The organism is Vreelandella indica (genome assembly GCF_037070225.1).
GTDB lineage: Bacteria > Pseudomonadota > Gammaproteobacteria > Pseudomonadales > Halomonadaceae > Vreelandella > Vreelandella arctica.
The window spans coordinates 1-5,348 of record NZ_JBANSO010000058.1; the positions used below are offsets into that span (position 1 = coordinate 1).

At 51.3% G+C, this 5,348-nt stretch carries 6 protein-coding genes; 2 read left to right on the forward strand and 4 right to left on the reverse strand.

All coding sequences use genetic code 11. The features are described from left to right. Positions 1 to 497 precede the first annotated feature (497 nt). Positions 498 to 908: a hypothetical protein gene (locus V8L71_RS20185; protein ID WP_336275275.1), complete on the forward strand. Its 411-nt coding sequence runs from the start codon at positions 498 to 500 to the stop codon at positions 906 to 908. On the opposite strand, the gene V8L71_RS20190 is transcribed toward V8L71_RS20185, so the two are convergent. Beyond that, positions 905 to 1,663, reverse strand: a complete 759-nt coding sequence (locus tag V8L71_RS20190; protein WP_336275276.1) for an NAD(P)H-binding protein — start codon at positions 1,661 to 1,663, stop codon at positions 905 to 907. The genes V8L71_RS20185 and V8L71_RS20190 overlap by 4 nt on opposite strands. A gap of 76 nt (positions 1,664 to 1,739) precedes the next feature. Between V8L71_RS20190 and rlmF the strand changes: the two genes are divergently transcribed. After that, positions 1,740 to 2,684 (forward strand): 23S rRNA (adenine(1618)-N(6))-methyltransferase RlmF, encoded by a 945-nt coding sequence (gene rlmF, locus V8L71_RS20195; protein WP_336275277.1) that lies wholly within the window; start codon positions 1,740 to 1,742, stop codon positions 2,682 to 2,684. Positions 2,685 to 2,725: 41 nt separating this feature from the next. Here the strand turns inward: rlmF and V8L71_RS20200 are convergent, their stop codons facing one another. The 3 genes from V8L71_RS20200 to V8L71_RS20210 form a co-directional block, all read right to left on the reverse strand. After that, positions 2,726 to 4,339 (reverse strand): endo-1,4-beta-xylanase, encoded by a 1,614-nt coding sequence (locus V8L71_RS20200; protein WP_336275278.1) that lies wholly within the window; start codon positions 4,337 to 4,339, stop codon positions 2,726 to 2,728. A gap of 207 nt (positions 4,340 to 4,546) precedes the next feature. Then, positions 4,547 to 4,849, reverse strand: coding sequence for a type II toxin-antitoxin system RelE/ParE family toxin (locus V8L71_RS20205; protein ID WP_290675810.1), 303 nt, complete (start codon positions 4,847 to 4,849; stop codon positions 4,547 to 4,549). Continuing rightward, the gene (locus V8L71_RS20210; RefSeq protein WP_022990189.1) at positions 4,837 to 5,094 is read right to left on the reverse strand and encodes a type II toxin-antitoxin system Phd/YefM family antitoxin; all 258 of its coding nucleotides are present in this window, start codon (positions 5,092 to 5,094) and stop codon (positions 4,837 to 4,839) included. The genes V8L71_RS20205 and V8L71_RS20210 overlap by 13 nt, the downstream gene beginning before the upstream one ends. Positions 5,095 to 5,348: the final 254 nt, after the last annotated feature.

The following is a 5,348-nucleotide window of genomic DNA, read 5'->3' on the forward strand; positions in this document are numbered from 1 at the left end:
ACCCGAAACTGGGGGGTCACTGGTTCAGTGTCGCTTAACCCAGGAAAAGTGAAGGAAATCGAGCGTAATAAAAAGGCTGCTTAAGCTCAGCCATTTGGACAACTGGGTTGAAAATCACCGGGCGCGGGCAATGCGGTCGTGGCTCAGGCCTACTTCGTGCTTGAGGCGCAAGACCTCGATGATCTGTCGCATGGAAATCCTCGCAGCCGGCATCCGCACTTCCTCGTGATGAAAAAGAAGGGTATGCCGAATAAAGTTAAAGAATTCCAGCGTGTTGGATGTGATTCCGGGGGAACGTGACCGATGATTCCGGCAACGTGACCGGCGATTCCGGAAAACTGCCCAAAATCGGTCACGATAAAACGGAATGCGCGGTCACCATCATCCAGAACAGACGGTCACGTTCAAACGGAATGGGCGGTCACGATAGGGCGGAATACGCAGCCAAAAGGGAAGGCTCGCCACATGGACTAGTCCTGACCGAGGGGAGCAATTCAATGAACAATAAACTGGTGCCCGTCATCATCGACAACCCTTGCCAAAAAAGCTGGGGCTATCGAACACGCGATATCTTAATCACACTCGCCACCCTCGTGCTGTGGATGTTGGTCATGACCAGGATGTATATGTTCTTCATCGTGGAAGAAGCGATTGTGGAACAGCTCTATTCCTCGGTCATGATCAAGGTGGTATTAATCGGCTTTGTCGTCACCTTCCTAACCTTTCACTTTTGGGCGGTTTACAACCGATACCTCTACACCAGCTACCTAAAACGCCAACTGCGCCACTTCCAGCAGCCAACGCTGACAATAGAGAACGACATGTATAACGAGATGGATAACGAAATCGAAAGCTACCAAATGCGCGAACAAGAAAAAGTCGGCATAACCAACCAAGCAACCAACTAAGACCGCCAGCATCCATTCAGGCCGCCTATGGCCTGAATGGAACGTACTTCCTTCTTCGCGTGGGCAGGCGACTCAATCTTCCCGCTCATGCTCTCCGCATTTGTTAGTACAAAAGATGGGGGCTTAGAGCCTGCATCAAAAGCTACCTCAATCATCACCGCCGCAACGCGTCTGGTTGAAATAGGCCGCACTGATTTAGGCAAAAGCGACGCGGTTGGAGTAAGCAACATACTTCCCAGTTTTTCAGCAAAACGACCATCGTCGGGCCGCCCTAACAGCAAGGAAGGTCGCGCAAAAAATACGCTTGGCAACGCTAGCGCCTGAATATCGCGCTCCACTTCTCCTTTAACGCGATTATAAAAAACCGCTGAACTAACATTAGCGCCCTGCGCGGTGACCACTCCTAACCTGCTAACGTTCGCTGCCTTACAGGCACGGGCAAACGCCAGCACCAAACCATGATCAATACGGCGAAATGCCTCTTCACTGCCTGCCTGCTTTTTCGTTGTACCCAACGCGACAAAGGCGACAGCACCTGCAGGCATCAAAGCCGCTGCTTGCTGCTCCAACTGCTCAAAATCGACAACATGCGTGTGGATCTTTGAAGCAATGGCGTTAGGAAAATCAAGCGGCAGATTTAATTCACGGCGGGTAATCAATATGACGCTGGCTACATCATCTCGTTGGCTTAACTGAATGACTAATTGCGTACCTATAGCCCCCGTCGCGCCTAGCACAATGGCAGTGTTAGACATTATCTCTCCTTTTTTAAGGTTATAATCACGGACTAAGCCAAGCCCACTCTACTAATGAACGCCAAGCCCCAGGCCTATGACTGTGAACACCCCCAATGGAAGTGAAAAAAGCCGCGCTAGGCCTGTTCGCAAAGGCCTGCACCCGAAGAATCTACACAACCAAGGCTATGACTTCCCTGCTCTCGTAAAAAGCCACCCAGCACTAGCCCCCCATGTGAAACCGAACGCTTATGGTCAACTTTCCATCGATTTCGCTGACCCATTGGCCGTCAAAACGCTCAACGCCGCGTTATTAAACCAATACTACAATATTGTCGATTGGGACATTCCTGAGGGTGCGCTTTGCCCACCCATCCCAGGCAGAGCCGATTATATCCATCACATGGCGGACTTAATTGGGCTTGAACGTGAACAACCCAGCATCAAGCTGCTCGATATAGGGACGGGAGCCAATGGCATCTACCCGCTACTGGCCTGCCAAATTTACGGCTGGCAGTGTGTGGGTAGTGACATTAACCCTCAGTCGCTTGAGAACGTCACCACAATTATCGCCAACAATCCCACGCTCAAAAATCGCTTCGGGCTGCGCACGCAGCCCGATAAAAACCATATATTTGAAGGGATCATTCAAGCGGGCGAGTTCTTTGATATCAGTGTATGCAACCCACCCTTCCATGCCTCGCTCGATGAGGCACTTAAAGGTAGCCAGCGTAAACTCAATAACCTTGCACGTAGTCGCGGTGAACAAAAAGTAAAAACCAAATCGCCTACGCTGAATTTCGGCGGGTTGGGCGCAGAGCTTTGGTGTAAGGGCGGCGAGCAGTTGTTTCTTAAAAAGCTAATCAGAGAAAGCCAAACGTATTCAACTCAATGCCGCTGGTTTAGCAGCCTGGTTTCAAAAGCCGACAATGTGAAGCCTGCCAAGAAGCTGATTGGTAAGCTCGGCGCTGTTGATTGTCGGGAAATAGAGATGCAGCAGGGAAATAAGGTGACGAGGATATTGGCCTGGACATTTATGTGAGCCGCCTCTATTCGATGCCGATGCTCATAAGAACATTGCTTTCAGAGGGAGGTAAGAGAACTTGCCATCTCGTCCAATGTATTGGAAAGCGCTTGGTAGGCCAGCTTGGGTTGATACTGGGCATCATAAATCAGCCCGTTACCATGGTTGTAATAGTCGTACCACTCATTAAGTGACGACCAACGATCGGTGAAGCCCCACATAGTGAACGAGTGTGCACCCTCTTCGATGCACGCTTCCAAGTACTGGGCATACCAATCGGCTACGGCCTTTGAGGTATCGGCAAAGTTCTGATACTGGTTAATGTCCAGCTCCGACACCCGTACCTCGATACCCAGCGACTTGAAACGGGCAATGGCCGACTTCAAGTCTGCCTTGGTCACAGACGAAGTATTGCGTGGCCAGGTCGCCTGGTAATCAGCATTCACGTCTTCGTGCATCTGCAAGCCAATGCCATGAATGGGCACGCCGGCGGTTTGCAACTCGACCACCAGGTTGAACAGGAAGTCCTGTTTGTCACCCGCCTCTTCACACCCCCACTCATTAATGAACAGCAGTACGTCCGGATCCACTTCATGAGCTTTACGTAATGCCCGTTCAATGTAGCCACTTCCTAATGCCTGGTACCAGACAGAATCACGTAGCTGATCTGTCCAGCCCAGGAACGGCTCGTTGATCACATCGAATGACACCATGCGCCCCTTATAGCGACCGAACAACCTCTCGATATGCTCGTCGAGGATCTCACCTACTTCACTAGCGGAGATGGTTCCATTGAGCCAGCCATCCCACAGCCACTGCGGGGTCGCTTCGTTCCACGCCACCGTGTGGCCATGCACCTCTATGCCATTACGTTCGGCGTAGTCGATCAGCTTATCCGACTCATAAAAGTCGTAGACGCCACGGGCAGGCTGGATGAACTGGAACTTCATGCAGTTCTCAGGGGTGATCTGGTTAAACTCATTGCCTAGAATGGCGCGGTACTGCTCATCGAATACCATCGGGTAGGTGGACACCGCGGTACCCACTCGGAACTTACCGGCCTTATCACGCAAGGTGCCCACTGTCTTCGGCACACTACGCACAGGCATCTCTTCCACGCTACCGGTCGTGGTGATCTGGGTGACAAGGAACGTTGCCCCCACGTTCACTTCATCCAGGCTTAGATAAACCACCCCATCGGCAAACAGACACATATCCGACTGACGGGTTACTTCCACACCGTTGGTCAGGAACACCAGCTCGGTGCCCTCCCGCTTGAAGGTGTAAACCACATTGGCACCTACACTGGCAGCAGCATTCCCCGACTCGGTATTGTCAGGGTGATACATTGTCCAGTAACACCAGTCACCGTTGACGATCTGGGCTTTGAAGGTACTCATCGCGGAGTACCACTCATCCTGCACCATCGGGATAACCCCGTGGAACAAGAAGTAGGTGGAGTTGGCCGCGGTCAGCGTAGCGGTGATATTGATCTCAAAGTCACCGGAGACCTGAAAGCGCATTGCCAGGTTGAGCGACGGATTATGGACCGGTGCCTCTGTGCTTTCAGGCAACGGCGACAGCTTACGGTCGAGGCCTTCAAACAGCACGCCATTTGATTGCAAAGTGGCACCAGAAAATCCTTCCCACAAATGTAATGGAACATTGGTCACGGGAATCCCTCAAAGAAATGTACCAGTGGGTTTTCACACGCATTAATTGTTGGGTTTGGAGGAACAATTGCTCTTTAAGCGCAGGATGCTGACCACTGCTTGACCTGCCAACACTTAGGCGCCAGTGGTGGTTTTCTATAACGCGAAGCGCACCGATAGGTTTGACGTCACGAAGCGGAGAAAAAAGTATTCGAGTGACGCACCGGATTAGCTGTTCCCAAGCATGTACGCACGAAGCTGCCGCTCCTCTCGCATAACATAGAGGACAAGAACCCGCATCTCATCCTCACGATAAAAAATGCGACATGGTGGAACAACGACTTCTCTATACACCGAATTAGGGAGTTCTGCAGGCATCCGCCCGGATTGGGGGAAATCTTCCAAGCGCTCGATTTTATCGAAAATCTCTTCTAACAGGCGGCTCGCAGCTCCAGGATTATCTAGAGCAATGTACTCTGCGATTGCGTTTAACTCTTGAAGGGCTGGCTCAGTCCAGATTACTTCAGCCATTTACTCATTTTCTCCCTGGCCTCACTTTGACTGTACGTTCTTCCCTCAAGTACAGCACGCTCTCCCCGTGAGAGCCCCTCAAGTAGCTCAAGCCGACGCTGCATGAATTCGTAATCTTGCACATCAACAAGATAAGCCGATGGCTGGCCATGTTCAGTGATCAGCACCGGCTCTTTAGACAGATGCAGGTCTGCTAAGATTTTTGTGGCTTGGCGTTTAAGGTTTGTAACAAGCTCAACTTTCATGGGCTCATCCCTGATTCAAATTGATAGTGACACTATAGTATCACTATGCAGGTGGAACAATTACAGCTAACGCCCGCAATAAACGGCGCGAGGAACGAGCGTCCGGCGACCGAAGGGAGCGAATTTAATTGCTTTGTGTACGCCCAGCATGGGCATGAACTAATGAGGTGGAAGTCCTCTGTAGGAAGATCACCGCCTCACCCTGATATTCAGGATAGTAGGCGACAACTACTAGCGAATGGCAAGGGCAAGAC

Coding starts and splice junctions, on each gene's coding strand:
- V8L71_RS20185 (WP_336275275.1), top strand. CDS start 498: ATGAACAATAAACTGGTGCCCGTCATCATCGACAACCCTTGCCAAAAA.
- V8L71_RS20210 (WP_022990189.1), bottom strand. CDS start 5,094: ATGAAAGTTGAGCTTGTTACAAACCTTAAACGCCAAGCCACAAAAATC.
- V8L71_RS20205 (WP_290675810.1), bottom strand. CDS start 4,849: ATGGCTGAAGTAATCTGGACTGAGCCAGCCCTTCAAGAGTTAAACGCA.
- V8L71_RS20190 (WP_336275276.1), bottom strand. CDS start 1,663: ATGTCTAACACTGCCATTGTGCTAGGCGCGACGGGGGCTATAGGTACG.
- rlmF (WP_336275277.1), top strand. CDS start 1,740: ATGACTGTGAACACCCCCAATGGAAGTGAAAAAAGCCGCGCTAGGCCT.